This window comes from Paenibacillus validus NBRC 15382, assembly GCF_004000985.1.
GTDB lineage: Bacteria > Bacillota > Bacilli > Paenibacillales > NBRC-103111 > Paenibacillus_G > Paenibacillus_G validus.
The window spans coordinates 14,366-28,871 of the sequence record NZ_BIMH01000033.1 but is presented as its reverse complement, the minus strand read 5'-3'; the positions used below and the strand labels follow the sequence as shown (position 1 = coordinate 28,871).

Sequence of the window (14,506 nt, the reverse complement as noted above, 5' to 3'; positions counted from 1 at the left end):
GTTAGTTCAGTTTCGCTAGGCGTTTGCGGAACGTAGCCTGCCAGCTTGCCGAAAGCGCGGGGAGCTGGAGCAGACGCTCCATAGCGGCGGCATTTGTTTGGTCCCGATACATGATTCGATTGGCATAGTCGATTGTTACGGCTTGCGGGTCACGCTCGAGCAGCTGCAGGCTGCTGTCTGCGGACACCCGGCCTTCTTCCAGTACACGGAAATAATAACCGGTATATCCGGTTTTTTCGACTTGCTTCGGAAGTTCCGGCCAGCCGTGCTTGGCTGCCAGTTTAAAGCAAGGCTGGCGGGGCTGGCTGATTTGTACGATCGCGTCTCCCCATTGAAACGTATCTCCGATATAAGCTTCAAGCTCCGTAAGCCCGCCTACCGTCACATTTTCTCCGAACGCCCCGAAGGATAGGGTCGTGCCTGTCAAGGACTCCCAGTACGGGTAATGCTCGACGCAATAAACGCATACCGCTTTTTCCCGGCCGCCGTGATGAACCAGATCCGCCTGCTCATCTCCGTCAAGATTGAGTAGAGAGAGTTGCAGAGGTACGGACACCGGCGTTTTTCCGATGCCGGAGGGGACGATCTTGTTCTGGTAAGCAAGGGGGGCGGGACGGCCAACGTTTACAGATACGATCTCGATCTTTGTACGCATAGCGGGTTGAACCCTCTCTTTATAAAATGAATTCTTTTTACTAAGGTATATAAAAACAAGCGCTCGGTCAAGACGGGGCAGGGGAAATTCGCGGAACAATTTGGTATACTAGGATCACGATATGCAACTGAAGGGATGATGACATGAGTTTAACGGGGTTTTCGGCGTTACGGATCGATCCGCCGTATGTGAAGCGGTTAGCGGAGCTTGGGATCACCGATCCGTCTCCGATTCAGGCGGAGGCGGTTCCGCCGGCATTGCAAGGCAAAGATGTCGTGGCCCAATCGCAAACGGGTACGGGCAAGACGCTTGCCTATGCGCTGCCGGTTCTGCACCGAATCGAAGCGCCGCTGCGTGAAGTGCAGGCGCTGGTCTTGGTGCCGACGCGGGAGCTTGGCATGCAGATCGTGCAGACGCTGGAAGAGCTGACCAAGGATACGGGTATTCGCGTGCAGCAGCTGATCGGCGGGGCGTCGATCGAGCGACAGATCGATAAGCTGAAGCTGAAGCCGCAGATCGTTGTCGGCACGCCTGGACGGGTGCAGGAACTGGTGAAGCTGCGGAAGCTGAAGCTGTCGGGCATCCGCATGGTCGTGGTGGACGAGGTCGATCAGGTGTTTGAGCTCGGCTCGATGGGTGAAGTCGAAGCGCTGCTCAAAGGAATGCTGCGCGACCGGCAGATGATGTTCTTCTCGGCGACGTATCCGCCGCAGCTGCAGGCCGTCATCGAGCGCTGGATGCGCGACCCGGTCTATGTGCGGGTCAATCCGAGTCAACGGACATCGGAAACGCTGGAGCATTTATATTTCGTCAGCGAAGAGCGGGACAAAATCGACACGCTGCGGCGCTTGGTGAGGCTATATAATCCGAAGCAGGCCATCGTATTCATTAACGAGACCGACGATATCGGTGAAGCGGTAGCGAAGCTGAAGTATGCCGGGTTATCGGTCGAAGGGCTGTACGGCGATTCCTTCAAGCAGGAACGGGCCAGAGCGATGCAGGCGTTCCGCGCCGGGCGGTTTCAACTGCTGCTGGCGACCGATGTCGCTGCGCGCGGACTTGATCTGCCTCAGGTAACGCATGTCTTCAACCTCGATCCGCCGGTGGATGCGGATCATTATGTGCACCGTGTCGGCCGTACCGGCCGGATGGGGCGTAAAGGAACGGCGGTTTCGATCGTTACGCCGCGGGAACATTTCATTATGGACAAATTCGCCAAGTCGCTGGGCATCGATCTGCAGCGTAAAATCATGTCGCACGGCAAAGTGTTCGATCCGAAGCCGGGGCGGGGCGCCGTCGCGGGGGAACCCGGTGCTGACAGCAGGAACCCGGCGGAGCGCAGGAAGCCGGAGGACGGACGTCCGGCAATGCCGCGAGAAAGCGCCGGGAAGCTTGCGGGAGCGGGACGCGCTGCCGCCGGAGACAAGCGAAGCGTGCGGGCAGCCGGTGAGGGGCGCGCCGCAGCGTCGCAGATGAGCAGCCGCAGCGAAGCGCTGCGGGCCGAAACCGCCAGCGCCCCGGTCCAGCGTCAAGCGCCGAAGGCGAAAGGGCCGGCGGGCCCGGGGCCGGTGAAGAAGGGCGCGCCGGCGGTGCCGGACAAGCGCCAGACGGAGCGGGAGCGCGAACGCGAACGCAAGAACAAAGGCGCGCCGCGCTGGCTGAAGTCGAAGCCGGAACGCACCGACATGCCGAAGGCGGAGCGCAGCCATAAGCGGAAGTAGCGGGAAGCGGGTGCGCTCCGGAAGGGCTGGTGCGGAGAACCGGCATAGACCGGCTCGAGTCTCCGGCGCCCGATAACGGCTTGCGAATGCGGCCGGTGAGCCGCCTCCGACCCCATGCAGGCCGGGATAAGCGCGGCGCCGGGGGAATGTGCGTGCAGCAAGGAGGGAGGGGCTGCGATGAAAGCTGTGAAAGCGTTGATCGCCGTGCTCATCATCGGTGCTTTGGCCGGAGCTGCCGCGCTATGGTACGTCAAGCCGGCGGAAGCGCTCGATTTAAGTTATGCGCCGCTGCGATTAGACGACAAGCTGGCGGCTCTGCTGCTGGAGCGAAAGTTCGAAGTGAGCTTGAGCGAAAGCGAGGTCGACTCGCTGATCAAAAAATCGCTGGCCGCGCGGCCCCGCGTCCATCCTGATGCAACCGTAACGGGGGCGCGCTTTACGCTGCGCGACGGTACGCTCGTAGCCGACGTGAACTTGCTCGTCAAGGAGCGCTGGCCGGCAAGCGCGAAGCTTCGCTTCGAGCTTGCCTGGCAGGAGCCGGTCTTGACGATCCGGCATGTCGGCACCAACATCCGGCAGGCGTCGCTTCCCCTCGATTGGTTCCAGATCGATCCGATCGACATTCGGCTGGATTCGTATTTGCCCCGGCATATCGGCATCCGCAGCGTCTCGTTTGACGGCTCGGACATGAAGCTGCAGCTAAAACTGCGGTTTTAGCGAAACTACCCACGAAGCATGAATACCTGTAAATGGAATTATAACCGAAAAAATAGCGGAACTTGAGTGTGCTATTTGCAGTGAACGGCAGTTTGTGAGCCGTCTGCCAGCAAATAAGGTACCTCAGTTCCGCTATTTTCTTTGATGCGCCCGGAAAGCGCAAAATCATTCATGAAATCCCGCTTTCGTTTCGCGGCGCAGAGGCGTCTAGCCGCTTACGCCTCTTGCAGGCCGGGCGGCTTCCTTCGCCGTTTTGTTCACGTCGTTATCCGGCTTCTTGCGATTGCGGAGCACGAAAGCGAACGGTATGCCGACGAGCACGATGAATGTGGCCAGCCAGTATACATCGTTCACGCTGTTCGTGAACGCCTGTGCGCCGAGCAGCGCCTTGTCTTGGACCGCACCGGAAGCGGCAAGCTCCTCCCCGTGCACGGTTACCCGGGAGGCGAGCATCGTTGTAAATAAACCGATCGAGAAGGAACCGAGTCCTTGGCGAGTCCAGTTATTCGCCGACGAAGCGTGTCCGGACAATTCTCTCGGAATAACTTCCATCCCCGCATTGGATGAAGGCATCATGGCCAGCGCGATTCCGATGTTCCGTACGGTCATCCAGAACACGATATAGCTGTGCGGAATGTCGACGCTTAATTGCGCCATTGCGGCCGTGCCGACGGACATCAGCACGATACCGGAGATGATCAGCCACATCGGGCCGATTTTCGTGTACAGCTTGCCCGTAATCGGCATGAAAATCGCCATCGCAAGCGAAGACGGCAGCAGGATAAGGCCGGTATCGAACGCCGACACGTGCTGAATGTTCTGCAGGAACACCGGCGTCAAATACGTGCCGGAGTATAGGCTGATGGTCATGATACAGCTGATGATCAAGGTAAACGTGTAACGCGGATACTTAAATACGCTCAAATTCAGCAGCGGCTGCGGCGTGCTGCGCTCGCGCCGGATGAACAGGAACAGGCTGACCAGCCCGACCGTGATGAGCGTGAGCGTCTTCCACGATGCCCAGCCGAAGCGATGCGCTTCGCTGAAGGCAACGAGCAGCGAGGCGCTGGAGATGATCACCGTAATAAATCCGTACAAATCGAACGATTTCGGCGTATTAAGCCGGTAATAAGGTATCATTTTGACAGCGACGACGACAGCGAGGACGCCGAACGGCAGGTTGATGTAGAACAACCAGCGCCAGTCGAACGATTGAATCAGCCAGCCGGCGAGCGTCGGCCCGAGCGCCGGGGCCAGCATCGCGGCCAAGCTCCACATGCTGATGGCGTAGGCCTGTTTGCTGCGCGGGATGACTTGATAAATAATGGTCATCGTCGCCGGCATGACCATGCCGCTGAACACGCCCTGCATAACCCGGAAAGCGATCAATGATTCGACATTCCAGGCGGTTGCGCAAAGGCCCGACGTTAACGTAAATCCGATCAGGGCGGTCACATATAAGTACTTGGTGCTGAAGCGGTCCCCTAAGTATCCCGTGATCGGCGAGATGATCCCGGTCGACAGCATGAACCCGGTTAGCGTCCATTGCACCATGCCGAGATCGGTTTGAAATTCATTCATTAGGACGGGAATGGCGACATTGATCGTACTCATCCCGAGCAAGGCCAGGAACGATCCGAAAAAGATGCCGATCATCACCGGCCAAAACGCGATATTCCCCGCCGCGCCTTGACTCTCATTCGTTGTTTCCTTCGTTGCCGGTTCGGTCGTTGACATTTTCATTCTCCTTCTTCGAGGTGAAATTAATGGGGGCTGTTGGGGCGGGCCTATTCTTTAGGCTGCATCGCTTTACGGAGCAGCCGGGTTAATTCGTCCACTTCCGCCGGCTCAAGTCTCGACCAGAAGCGTTCGACGAGTCCGGCTGCTGCGTCATCGAGCTCTTTCAGCGCTTCGAGTCCTTTCTCCGTAATGCGTACGTATACGACGCGGCGGTCCGCTTCCGTCAATATCCGTTCGACATAACCGCCGGACACGAGCTTCTGTGTCAGGTTGGTAATGGCCGGAAGCGTAACGTGAAGGGACTCGGCAATGGCGGAGCTCTTCATCTGACGGCCGTCGCGAAGCACCTCGAGCATGTAATATTGCTGGATAGGCAATCCTTGTTTCAGCAGAACGGACATGTCGGCGTGCCACTTGCGCATGACTAAACGAGTCCATTTTTCAATTGGAGAGGATGCATGTAATTGATCCAAAAAGGGTACCCCGTTTCTTTCAATAAATATTTTAAGGATAAATAGTTCAATCTTTTAACTAAATTATTGTAGTTGTTTTGTTCGAGGGTGTCAATTGAAAAAAAACTACGACAGACCAATTAACGCACAATACTTGTTTTCTATTTTTTCAAGGTACTTTGCAGGGTTGCTTCTAAACCGACGACGTTTCGTGGCTTCTTCCAGTCGTTTTGACCAACGATTACGTTCAGCGTGAAAAACCTCATAGGTAACACCTTGGAGTCTGCTTAATACATCAGGTTGCCGGAGTGCGTCATCGACGAATACAACAAACTCTCCAGATCGAACGATGTATTCGTTCCAGCTGCGTAGTCCCGTCATACGTCGATGGCGTGTCTTGGTTTGACGAAAGAATCGTTCGTGGTCATTGTTGGTTCGAGGAACATGAGGGTGGTCATAACAAGTAAAAAGCCCTTTCCAGAATCCGTTGGTGTAACTCTTAAAATTAGAAACCATCGGTTGGTCGGCTTCTTCTGTAAATGTTAGCTCTAACCATTGCATCAGGCATTGAAAATGGAATCGTACAGATTCACTTGTTTGATCATCGTCTGGATTCAAGATATTAGCTGCATGATGCAGCGGCTGCGCCCAGCGCTTAACTTCTTTGTATAGCTCGCTAAACTCATTAAGTTTGTTGAATATTCTGAAAACATCTTGAAGCAGGGAGGGCCCCTTTTTTATCCAGACAGTTTTGAAGCGATGTCTGAATGGTCTGTGCGGTTTCGTAAATTCGAACTCCAGGTAAATCTAACGGCGGATTTCCATCCTCTAGGAGCACGGAACGAACCGCGGCTAAATAATCTTTAGCTACCTCGGATTCTGGTGAATCGTCTTTATCTAATTTTCTTTCGATTTCACGGATCCCGCGGAGACTTTTCTTAATTCCTGTTTTTAACTTTCGATCGAGATCCACGACAGGTTTCGCTATATCCTTTAAGTAATGGTATTGACAGTATTGGTAGGGTACCTCCGGAAGGAGCGACTCCATGGCAAGGCGTATCGATTGCTGCCCATCTGTGACAATACCGATGATGCGAAAGCCAAGATCGATGACCGGCCGAATAAGCTCTTTCAGTTCCTCTGACGAGCTACTCTTCACGCTTTTTGCGACGAGGATGGTTCCACTAAATACTTCACGAACAACGTAAAGCGTCTCATTGCCTTTCTCGGGTTGAACACCGTCCATGGAAATCATGATTCCACCATGTTCTTCAGCAACTGGCATTAGAGCAGATTTCACATGATCCGTAACACTAGAGCGTAATAAAGTGACGTATCTCTCGTACAATCTTTGAGAGTTGCGTTCGGAAGTAGATATGCCGCGTTCATTCAGTTCTTGAGTAATTTCACCGATCGTCATGTGATGCTTAAAGCGTAGTTGTCCAACAAGGGCCAATACGTCGAAACCATAGGATGTATGTTTCATACACAAGGAGTCTGCTTCTGCTGATTTATAGTATGTTTTGGGGTATGCACAACTTGGATTTGGACATGCGTATGCCATACTCCAAGCTTGAATAACGCCGTTTAATGTGGAGATGTTCTTCTTCCAGGCTGTGTGACTTCTCTTCAATTTCGTTCCACAGTGTAAACAGCATTCGAACTCAGGTCGATAATATATTTTTCTCTCGGGAATAATTCGATTTTTAGGTAGTGGCATTAGAAAAAACCTCCATCAAAGTCTCTAGATAATACTTCGACGAAGGTATTGGAAATCCCTGTTAGTTGATTGGTCATTCGTAGAAAAAAAAAAGCTCCCGGCCGACTTCATCCGGAAGTCATTCGGGAGCGATTCGCTGAGGCCGTCTCGGACGGCGCTATTTTTTTCTTGTTTTTATATAGGAGGGGTACACGATTTCGCCGGTATCGAGCTTAGCGAGCTCGTCGGCCGTCCAGCCGGTCAGCTTGTTGTTGCCGGTCACGCCGGTCAGCTTGATCTTGTACTTGCTTTCCAAGTAGGCATGGAGCGCCGGCATATCGGCTTCTGTCACCGCGCGCAGCTTCTGACGGCCCTGGATTTGCCCGAGGATGACGCCGATCGATTCGGCAGCCAGGCTCGTATTCGGCTGAATGCGCGCGCTGCCGTAAGCGATAGCGGAAGCGCCGACATTTTTACCGGCCATAATGACGTTGTCGAACCCTTTCAACAAAAAGCTGCGCAGCGGCATCCCGTATTTATCCGGGCGTCCCATCTCGATTCCCCACTTATTGGCGCTGGTGCCCTGCAGATCGAGCGGGTATCCGGCGATGCTGACGTTGTCCCAGAACATCTTCGCGCCGAGCATGTCCGACGGCTTCAATACGTAATCCGTTTCATAATGGTTGTACTCTCTAATATATAGGTAGTTCGGGAAGCCGTTCAGCTCCGCGTGTTCCCAGCCGACGATATTTTTGCGGAAATGCTCGAGAATGAGCGGCATCTCTTTCTTGCCAAGCTCCATCGCCTCCCGGATGGAAGCGTCGTTCGACGGATCGACGGTGTAGATGAGGAAGGCGTTGATCAACACTTCGCCGTCCCGCTGGTTAACCGCGTTCAATCCCCGCAAGAATACGCGATCGTTCGTCGGCTTGTACCGGCTCGTCATGCCCGAGAGGCTGATGGCGAAGCTGCCGTCGACCGAGCCCCAGCCGTACTTCGCATTACGCTCTTCCTTCGTTAATTCATTAAACTGCTTCTGGAATTTCGCCCAGTCGACGTTCTTGAACTTCATCATCAGGCCGGCGCTCATATACTCGACGTTGTTCTGGCCGTAAAAGGCTTCCAGTCCCGGCAGCCGGGGCACCTGCAGCTTGCCGACCAAGGCCGCGAAGTCGGTGTTGTCTACCCAGTAGGACGCCTCGATCCGTTTCTTCTGGCCGTCCTTCGATTTGTAGACGACCGCCTTCACCGCCTGCGGGCCAAACTCGCCGGGCTGCAGCTCAATGCCTTCGATGACGACGCCCTGCTCGACGGGAATGTCTTTGCTCAGCTGTTCGAAGTATTGCTCGAATTCCTTCAGCTTACGGATCTTGCCCTGCCGGAAGCCGTCAAACAGCTCTTTCGCCCGTCCTTGCACGAGCAGCCGGTGCTTGTCGTCGCGCGTTTCGTCGAGAAACAACATCTCTCCCTGCAGCACCTGGCCGCCGAACGCCTCGCGCGGGTCGATCACTTTCACTTTCAGCCCTTCGTCCGCCGCAGCGCGGGCCAAGTACAGCCCCTCCAGCTCGCTGCCGACGATGAGCACGTCAACCTTGTCCGCAGGGAGCGCCGTATCTTTCGTCTGCAGGGATTGTGCGCTTTCCGTATGTACGACGGCGTTCTTGTTCGAATCGCTTGTCGGCTGTGTCTGCGACTGCGTTTCCGTCCGGGAAGGAGAAGACGTATTCGTAAATAAATAAATGGCTGCGACCATGAGGAGAGCCGCCGTCGCCAGGACGACGGACAGCGTAGTTCCTTTGCGTTTCATCGGTTTTCATATCGCTCCTTTGGGGGGTATAGAGATAAGTCTATCATTTTTGCGACGGATCAGTAAGTGGCACCCCCACAAACATTTTCCAAGCGGCGAAAGCTATGGGTGAATCCAGGAACACTTCGCGAAGGTTCTGAGGTCTTACAGCCTTTTATTCATTCTACCCGGTTAAAGGAGATCTGATGATGAACAACACATTCAAAAAAACGCTTGTTTCGGGATTGACGCTGGCCATGGTGCTGGGAAGTTCGACGGCTGCATTTGCACACGGTAACGACAAAGACCGTGACAAAGACCGCAAAGATAACGACCGCAACGAACGCAGCTCGATCCAGACGAAGTATACGCCGAAGAGCGCTAACCTTGAAATCAAACTTACCTTTGACGATCTAAGAGGAAAAGACGTGGAGTGGGCGGCCAGATACATAGCGAGCCTGGCATCCAAGAAAGTATTCGAAGGCTATGAAGACGGCACATTCCAGCCTCGCAAAACGATCAGCCGCATCGAGGCGATTACCGCCGCCGTCCGGTTGATGGGTCTCCGCGACCAAGCGGAATCGCCGGAAGCGAAGCAGGCGAACTTGAACTTCAGCGATGCGAAGAAGGTACAGGAGAAATATCCTTGGGCCGTCGGCTACGTGTCTGTGGCGCTGCAGAACGACCTGTTCACGGAAACCGACACCATGGTGCAGCCGGAGAAAGAAGCGGACCGTCTGTGGGCGACGACGCTGCTTGTGAAGGCGCTCAAGCTGCAGGACGAAGCGAAGGCCAAGATGAATGCTAAGCTCCCGTTTAAAGATTCGAACAAAATTCCAGCGGGATCGGTCGGTTACATCGCCGTTGCGCTTGAGAAAAACTTGATCGACGGTTACGAAGACAATACGTTCCGTCCGAACCAACCGGTAACGCGTGCAGAGCTTGCGGCCTTGCTTGACCGTACGGGCAGCCAGCTGCCGGATCATACATCCGTCAAAGGCTCGGTTGTCGCTCCTGTTGCGAACAACATCCTGCAGGTGAAAGCTTCCAATAACGAAACGGTAAGTGTTGAGCTTGATGCGAACGCATTCGTATTCCGTAACGGCGCGCGCGTCGCTTGGAGCGAACTGCGTGCGAACGACCAGGTGCTGATCCGTACGTACGGCGGCAAAGCGATTTACGTGGAAGTCTTGAAATTAGCCGAAGGCAATCCGCAGCAAACGGTTGATTTTTCGGTGACGGGTACGCTGAACGGATACACCCTGAACTCCCAAGGGTCGATCGCGACGATTTCCATTAATCAAAATGTCAACGGCAGCGTTCAAACAGCCGTATACGGCGTATCGCCTGACGTGTATATCTCCGGTGACGTCAGCTTGCTGACAAGCGGTCGTTCGGTTGAGCTGCGCGGCAAACAACAACTCGTACACACCGTCATTATTCGATAATAGATAAAGATTGTTAGAGAGTAGAAAAAGGTTAGCCTTACAACGAAAGAACGGTCCTCCTCCTAAGTCTGCGGGCTTGGGGGAGGGCTGTTTTCGTTTTTATTATTTTCTTTTGGTCCGGGCCGTGTATAATAGTAGAAATTAAGTATAACGGGTGGGGAATGAAAACCATGGGCGAAAATCGGATCAAGCTGGAAGATATCCTTGTGGCCAGCCATGTGCTGAAGGATGTGGTGCATCATACGCCACTGCAAAAGAATTATATCCTGTCGGAAAGATACGGCTGCAATGTGTTCCTGAAACGGGAAGATTTGCAGGTGGTGCGTTCGTTCAAAATTCGCGGCGCTTATAATCTCATACGCAGCTTGTCGGACGAGCAGCTCGCCAAAGGCGTCGTCTGCGCCAGCGCGGGCAACCATGCCCAAGGGGTCGCATACTCGTGCAGAGCGCTCGAGATTCCGGGCAAAATCTTCATGCCGACGACGACCCCGCGCCAGAAGATTTCACAGGTGAAGCTGTTCGGCGGCAAGTTCGTGGAGGTGCTGCTGATCGGAGACACCTTCGACGATTCGCTGCGCGAGGCGCTCGCATACGGGGAACGGGAAGGGGCGGCGTTCATCCATCCGTTCGACGATGCGAAGGTAGTGGCGGGGCAGGGTACCGTCGGCATGGAGCTGATGGCGGACATGCGCGAGCCGGTCGATTTCGTCTTCGGCGGCATCGGCGGCGGCGGCTTGATGGCGGGCATCGGCACGTACGTCAAGAGCATCAGCCCAGGCACACGCGTCATCGGGGTGGAAGCGACCGGCGCGCCGTCGATGAAGCAATCGCTCGATGCGGGGGGCATCGTTACGCTCGGCGAGATCGACAAGTTCGTCGACGGCACGGCGGTGAAGCGCGTCGGCGAGTTGAATTACACGATCGTGCGCGAGGTGGTCGACGACATTGTCGTCGTGCCGGAAGGCAAGGTGTGCACGACGATTCTCGAGCTGTACAACGAGAATGCGATCGTGGCGGAGCCGGCTGGCGCCCTGCCGGTGGCCGCTTTGGACTTGTACCGCGAACAGATCGCGGGGCGCAACGTCGTCTGCGTCATCAGCGGCGGCAACAACGACATCGACCGGATGCAGGAAATTAAGGAACGGTCGCTTATTTACGAAGGACTGAAGCATTATTTCATGGTTAATTTTCCGCAGCGTGCGGGCGCTTTACGGGAGTTTCTCGAGTTCGTGCTCGGCCCGACAGACGATATTACGCGTTTCGAATATACGAAGAAGACGAGCAAGGAGAACGGCCCGGCGCTCGTCGGCATAGAATTGAAGCATAAGGACGATTACGGTCCGCTGCTGGAACGGATGAACGAACGCGGTCTCCAGTACAGCGAGATCAATAAGGATCCGTACTTGTTTAATTTGTTGATTTGACGGAGGGTGAGGACTATTGCAGGAAAAACAAGAGACGGTGACCGACACGTTTTTGGAGGACTACGAGGAGTTTATGGATGAGGACGATCGTTGGTGTCCGGCGGGCCGATCCTTGCCGGGCGCGCGCGACCGCAACGGGCTCGCACGGAGAAGGCGCGGCACGCGGCTGTAGACGAATGCCGTAGAAGGCGTGAGGACAGGCGGATGAGCGCGCTGCGCGAAGGGGCGTCAGAGCGGAGTATGGGCGGCCTTCGCATATCTCCCGGCTGCTCCCGGCTGCACTGCGGATGTGGGCAACTACCAGACATCCGCACGCTCCGAACAAAAAAAGCCAAGCTTGGACCGGAGCCGGTCGCAGCTTGGCTTTTACGTTTATTTGGCGGTGACGGCCTGGATGTCGAGCACACCTTGATAAATCGAATCGAACAACTCGTCGAGGTTCGATTCTTCGATGCAGGAGAACGCGACGCGCAGGTCGGTTTCGCCGAGGGCAATCGTGCCGATGGCATATTTATCAAGCAAATGCGTGCGCAGCGCTTCGGCTTCGACCGTTTTCAGCTTCAGGCACATGAAATACCCGGAGTTGAACGGGTAGTATTCCCAGACATCGCCGTACTTGCCGCTGTCGAGCAGCGCTTTGACCCGGTTGGCGCGGCCCTTCATGATGTCGAACTTCTCTTGCTTTTGCGCCTTGAACTCGGGCGACTGCAGCGCATGCAGCACGAACGTCTGCGACGGGTGCGGCCCGCTGGAAATAGTGGCGCGGATAATGCCCATCGTTTTTTGCTCCAATGCGGCCAGCATGGCATCGCTCTGACCGGCGTAGGTGATGAAGCCTACGCGGAAGCCCCACACATACTCTTCCTTCGTTGCGCCGTCGATTTTGACGGACAGCACGCGAGGATGCAGGCCGGCAAGTTGCCCGGCAAGCGATTCCTGCAGGGAATCTTCGAAGAACAATCCGAAATACGCGTCGTCCGTGACGGCTACGACATTGATGCCGGCTTCGGCGGCTTCGCGGATCGCGGCTACGATCGCTTGGCCTTCTTCGGCGCCAGGCGTATATCCCGTCGGGTTGTTCGGGAAGTTCAGCACGACGATCGCTTTTCCTTTATCTTTTTGCGCCAGCAGCGCTTCGCGCAGTCCTTGCGCATTGAAGCGGCGGTCCGCATTATAGAGCGGATAGTACACAAGCTCGGCGCCGCGGCGGATGCCGAAGGTCAGCTCGTAGTTTTCCCAGTTCTTATCCGGAATGATGACGGCGTCGCCGGGACCGGCGAACAGGTCGGCGACGATGCTGAGTCCGTGCGTAAGCGCATTGGTGACGATCGGATTGCCGAGTCCTTTGCCTTGCAGGGACGGATTCTCCTCGATCATCTTTGCGCGCCAGGCGGCACGCAGCTCCGGCTTCCCGGCCGGAGGGGCATATTCGTAAATGTCCTTCGGTTGATAGGCGGACAGCGTGTCTTGGATCACCTTGAGGTGCATCGGCTGACCGTTCTCCAGCGCTGTTCCGATGGTAGCATTGAATTTCTTTGCTTTGGCCTTCGCCTCGGCGGATTGGCTCAAGATCCCTTCTTTCGGGAAGTAAATTTGCCGGCCGAGCTCGGATAGCATTTCGTAGACGTGCGCATTTTCCTGAGCGATCGTCTCGTTCAGTTTCTGGGCAAGAGAATTCATGAATTTCATTCCTTCCTAAATCTTTCTTCCGTACATTAGCCAATATTATACCACTTTGACGCGGGAGCGTCACGGTGGTTTTTCCCGGGCGTGTTGACGGCGGTCTGCTAAAAAATGCTCCAATCGCACGCTTCGGACATCGTCTGCAGCAAATGAACCCCGGCGACGCTGTTGCCCTTATCGTTCAGCGCCGGGCCTACGACACCGATGCCGTATTTGCCCGGCACCAGCGCGAGGATGCCGCCGGCGACGCCGCTCTTGGCCGGCAGCCCGACACGGATGGCGAACTCTCCGGACGCGTTGTACATCCCGCACGTAATCATGAACGACTTGGCGATCTGCACGTAGCGCCGCGGAATGAGCTCGCACCCCGTATCGGGCTCTTTGCCGTTCAAGGCGAGCACCAGCGCCATCCGGGCAATATGATGGCAGTTGACCTCAATGGAGCAGTGCTTGAAGTAGACGTCCAGCACCTCCTCAACATCTTCCTCCAGTACGCGGTTGTCCTTCAGAAAATAAGCGAGGGAGCGGTTCCGGTGCGCGGTCGCCGATTCGGAAGCGTACACCGCTTGATTGTACGTCAGCGACGCATCGCCGGCTATCGTACGAAAGAACGTCAGGATCCGTTCCGTCTTCTCCTCCGGCGTCCTGCCGCGAATCAACGAGGAAATGACGATCGCCCCCGCATTAATCAACGGGTTGAAGGGGATGCCGGGTTCCACGAGCTCCAGCTTCAGCATGGAATTGAAGTCGTCCCCGGTCGGCTCCATGCCGACTTTGCGGAACACGCCTTCTTCGCCTTGATCCATCAGAGCGAGCAGCAGCGTAAATACTTTGGAAATGCTCTGCAGCGTAAATGCATGCCCGCACTCGCCTGCAGAGATTTTCTGCCCGTTGGGGGCCATAATCGTTACGCCTAGCGCATCGGCCGGGGCGTGTGCAAGCTCGGGGATGTAGCTGGCAGGCTTTCCGTATGCGGCTTGCTGCCGGCTGGCTTCCAGCCAGGACGGCAGCAAGCCACATAACTCGGCCCATTCGGTCTCCGTTTTCATTGTAAGCCTCCTTGGCGGATGTTGCTCCGGGTTTTTCTCTAGCATACCCGTTTACGCCTGTTTTTGGAAGCTGCGACGTGGTTTACACAAGGAAAGACCAATTGCGTAGGCCCGTCGCGCATGTTCCTGAGT

The 14,506-nt window shown here is 55.4% G+C and carries 13 protein-coding genes; 5 read left to right on the top strand and 8 right to left on the bottom strand.

What is annotated here, in order from left to right; translation table 11 throughout:
- Position 1: 1 nt before the first annotated feature.
- On the bottom strand, positions 2-655 hold the full coding sequence (locus tag PVA01S_RS18775) for an MOSC domain-containing protein (protein WP_127608852.1): 654 nt from the start codon (positions 653-655) through the stop codon (positions 2-4).
- A 143-nt stretch (positions 656-798) separates the two neighbouring features.
- On the opposite strand from PVA01S_RS18775, the gene PVA01S_RS18770 reads away from it, so the two are divergent.
- Both PVA01S_RS18770 and PVA01S_RS18765 read left to right on the top strand, forming a co-directional pair.
- A complete protein-coding gene (locus PVA01S_RS18770) occupies positions 799-2,376 on the top strand; it encodes a DEAD/DEAH box helicase (RefSeq protein WP_127608851.1) in 1,578 nt (525 codons plus the stop codon).
- A gap of 177 nt (positions 2,377-2,553) precedes the next feature.
- On the top strand, positions 2,554-3,093 hold the full coding sequence (locus tag PVA01S_RS18765; protein ID WP_127608850.1) for a hypothetical protein: 540 nt from the start codon (positions 2,554-2,556) through the stop codon (positions 3,091-3,093).
- A 207-nt stretch (positions 3,094-3,300) separates the two neighbouring features.
- On the opposite strand, the gene PVA01S_RS18760 is transcribed toward PVA01S_RS18765, so the two are convergent.
- The 5 genes from PVA01S_RS18760 to PVA01S_RS18740 form a co-directional block, all read right to left on the bottom strand.
- Positions 3,301-4,749 carry a DHA2 family efflux MFS transporter permease subunit gene (locus PVA01S_RS18760; RefSeq protein WP_164751892.1) on the bottom strand — a complete coding sequence of 483 codons (1,449 nt, stop codon included), beginning with the start codon at positions 4,747-4,749 and terminating at the stop codon, positions 3,301-3,303.
- Between the two features lie 131 nt (positions 4,750-4,880).
- A complete protein-coding gene (locus PVA01S_RS18755) occupies positions 4,881-5,306 on the bottom strand; it encodes a MarR family winged helix-turn-helix transcriptional regulator (RefSeq protein ID WP_127608848.1) in 426 nt (141 codons plus the stop codon).
- A 105-nt stretch (positions 5,307-5,411) separates the two neighbouring features.
- The gene (locus PVA01S_RS18750) at positions 5,412-5,903 is read right to left on the bottom strand and encodes a hypothetical protein (RefSeq protein WP_164751891.1); all 492 of its coding nucleotides are present in this window, start codon (positions 5,901-5,903) and stop codon (positions 5,412-5,414) included.
- Between the two features lie 67 nt (positions 5,904-5,970).
- Complete coding sequence (locus tag PVA01S_RS18745; protein ID WP_127608846.1) at positions 5,971-7,005, bottom strand: transposase; 1,035 nt, start codon at positions 7,003-7,005, stop codon at positions 5,971-5,973.
- Between the two features lie 157 nt (positions 7,006-7,162).
- Positions 7,163-8,791 carry an FAD-dependent oxidoreductase gene (locus PVA01S_RS18740; protein WP_127608845.1) on the bottom strand — a complete coding sequence of 543 codons (1,629 nt, stop codon included), beginning with the start codon at positions 8,789-8,791 and terminating at the stop codon, positions 7,163-7,165.
- Between the two features lie 188 nt (positions 8,792-8,979).
- Between PVA01S_RS18740 and PVA01S_RS18735 the strand changes: the two genes are divergently transcribed.
- The 3 genes from PVA01S_RS18735 to PVA01S_RS26750 all read left to right on the top strand — a co-directional run bounded on the left by PVA01S_RS18735 (position 8,980) and on the right by PVA01S_RS26750 (position 11,814).
- Positions 8,980-10,218 carry an S-layer homology domain-containing protein gene (locus PVA01S_RS18735; protein WP_127608844.1) on the top strand — a complete coding sequence of 413 codons (1,239 nt, stop codon included), beginning with the start codon at positions 8,980-8,982 and terminating at the stop codon, positions 10,216-10,218.
- A 170-nt stretch (positions 10,219-10,388) separates the two neighbouring features.
- Positions 10,389-11,642, top strand: coding sequence for a threonine ammonia-lyase IlvA (ilvA, locus tag PVA01S_RS18730; RefSeq protein ID WP_372814393.1), 1,254 nt, complete (start codon positions 10,389-10,391; stop codon positions 11,640-11,642).
- A 16-nt stretch (positions 11,643-11,658) separates the two neighbouring features.
- Complete coding sequence (locus PVA01S_RS26750; protein ID WP_164751890.1) at positions 11,659-11,814, top strand: hypothetical protein; 156 nt, start codon at positions 11,659-11,661, stop codon at positions 11,812-11,814.
- A gap of 200 nt (positions 11,815-12,014) precedes the next feature.
- Here the strand turns inward: PVA01S_RS26750 and PVA01S_RS18725 are convergent, their stop codons facing one another.
- Complete coding sequence (locus PVA01S_RS18725) at positions 12,015-13,322, bottom strand: aminotransferase class I/II-fold pyridoxal phosphate-dependent enzyme (protein ID WP_127608842.1); 1,308 nt, start codon at positions 13,320-13,322, stop codon at positions 12,015-12,017.
- Positions 13,323-13,429: 107 nt separating this feature from the next.
- The gene (glsA, locus tag PVA01S_RS18720; RefSeq protein ID WP_127608841.1) at positions 13,430-14,374 is read right to left on the bottom strand and encodes a glutaminase A; all 945 of its coding nucleotides are present in this window, start codon (positions 14,372-14,374) and stop codon (positions 13,430-13,432) included.
- Between the last annotated feature and the right edge of the window lie 132 nt (positions 14,375-14,506).